2 protein-coding genes are annotated in these 1,724 nt (G+C 64.9%); both read right to left on the bottom strand.

Annotated features, from left to right (window positions below; translation table 11 throughout):
• Positions 1-134 precede the first annotated feature (134 nt).
• Positions 135-695, bottom strand: a complete 561-nt coding sequence (locus ACWDA7_RS52595; RefSeq protein ID WP_450615288.1) for an SUKH-4 family immunity protein — start codon at positions 693-695, stop codon at positions 135-137.
• 267 nt (positions 696-962) lie between these two features.
• A complete protein-coding gene (locus tag ACWDA7_RS52600; RefSeq protein ID WP_450615290.1) occupies positions 963-1,310 on the bottom strand; it encodes a hypothetical protein in 348 nt (115 codons plus the stop codon).
• Between the last annotated feature and the right edge of the window lie 414 nt (positions 1,311-1,724).

Genomic DNA, 1,724 nt, shown 5'->3' on the forward strand with positions numbered 1-1,724 from the left:
GCGTAAAGAACTCCCATCATCGCAGGTCACAAGGCACTTCTTCATTTTCCCAAGCGTCATCCACAGGCATCGGTCGGTGGATCGAGGCTAAGGGCTGTCCCGCAATGACCCGCGACATCAGGGTCAACCAGCGGTCAGTAGAGCCACCGGTCGAGGTGCGCCGGCCAGAGGAACCCGATGTAACCCTCGAAGGCGGCCGGGTCGATCTCTTTAAGCCCTCGGGCAAGGTGGCCCAACTCGGCCAAAGCCCGCTCTTCCTCGTCGTCGGAGAAGTCCTCCTCGGGGCTGTCTGGCTCGCTCAGGAGTTCCGAGGTCGTGACGTGGCTGCCGTGGCAGTGGAGAGCCTGAAGCCACAGATCGACAGTGGAGTTGGCGAAGCAAGCTGCGCCATCTGGCGTGACGTAGTAGACCGCTCCGGTCTCCGGCTCAACGCCGAACGACGACCGCTCGGCCGGCACAGCAAGGTCGACGTGCTCTGTTAGGCGGTAGAGCGGGCCGCGAGACGTCTGCAGAACCGGATGATCTCCGCGCTGAATCACGACTCGCTCGATCAGACGGGGAGCTACCGGGACACCTACCTCGACGAGCAGCACCTTCATACGCTCGGGAATGCGCCACCGTGCTACAACCTCCGGGTCCGCTCGCATGACCTGCCCGCCGCCGGCCCACCCCGTCAGCCCGTCATACGTCACCATCGGACGCCCCTCTTTGGTCGGTTGCGCCAAGACCCTATCGAGCCCATCCCGGCTACAGCCTGCAGTCGAAGTTGCGGGACGGCCCTTAGATGATCGATTCCAAGGGGGCCTGATGAGTGGAGCCAGGTTCATGCGCGGCCAGCCGGTCATGCGCGCACTGACCGCCTACGACCACTAAACCCCTTGGAATCGATCATCCAGGGGCTGAGGCGCACTCAGCCCTGGAGCGCCAGGCGCTCATGGCCCGACCGTTGTAGTCGTGTTGCCTCAACGGCATGTCGGACGACCCTTGGCGCCCTTCCAGATCAGATTTACGTGTTCCGTGGCAATGGTGTGAGCGCGGCTGACGGTCACAGTGACCCGTCCACCGGTCTGAGCAGGAAGGTCGAAGGCGTAGAGCGGGCGTCTGCCGTGAAGCACGGGGGCGAGCCGTCGGAGTGCGAGGGGTGTGCCGTTGCACGTCACCGACAGGACGGTTTCGCGATCTGCGCCGATCACGTGGTGCTGGCGGATGATCGCGATGCTGACGAGGCGAATGACCGTGGGATGGGAGGAGAAGGCGGTGTCGCCGGGGGCCGCGGTGCAGGTCGTCGTGCTGGCCCCGCCGTTCGTCATGGCTGAGCCGTCGCAGAAACGCCCGTCGACGGTCTCCCAGAGGAACAGTGCGGTCTGCCGGTCGGTGGCGGCGGTGGAGATACCGGCCGGGCCGGGAAGGTCCCTGGTGGCAACTGTGCCAGCAGGTGGGACTTCGCCGCGGCAATCACCTCGTTCTGGGTGGCTGTCGTGGCTGTCGTGGCTTGTGGTGAGGCAGCGCGGGTCGCGGCCGTCGGCGCCGTGGGGGTCAGTGCATGCGATGGGGATGACTGGCCACCACTGGTGCACGCTGCCGCTGAGAGAAGCGCAGCTGCGGTCAACACGAACGCAAGAAGCGTCACTGATCAGCTAAGCGCACCTATGCGAACCGTAGGGTTCGGTGTGGGTTTTGCCCACCTGGGTGGGGAAGCATGAGCGTGGAGATGGAATCCCGCG

The organism is Streptomyces sp. NPDC001156 (genome assembly GCF_053598275.1).

What these genes read in the sequence shown, in the direction of transcription:
- ACWDA7_RS52595 (WP_450615288.1), bottom strand. Translation starts at nt 695, where the DNA reads ATGGTGACGTATGACGGGCTGACGGGGTGGGCCGGCGGCGGGCAGGTC.
- ACWDA7_RS52600 (WP_450615290.1), bottom strand. Translation starts at nt 1,310, where the DNA reads ATGACGAACGGCGGGGCCAGCACGACGACCTGCACCGCGGCCCCCGGC.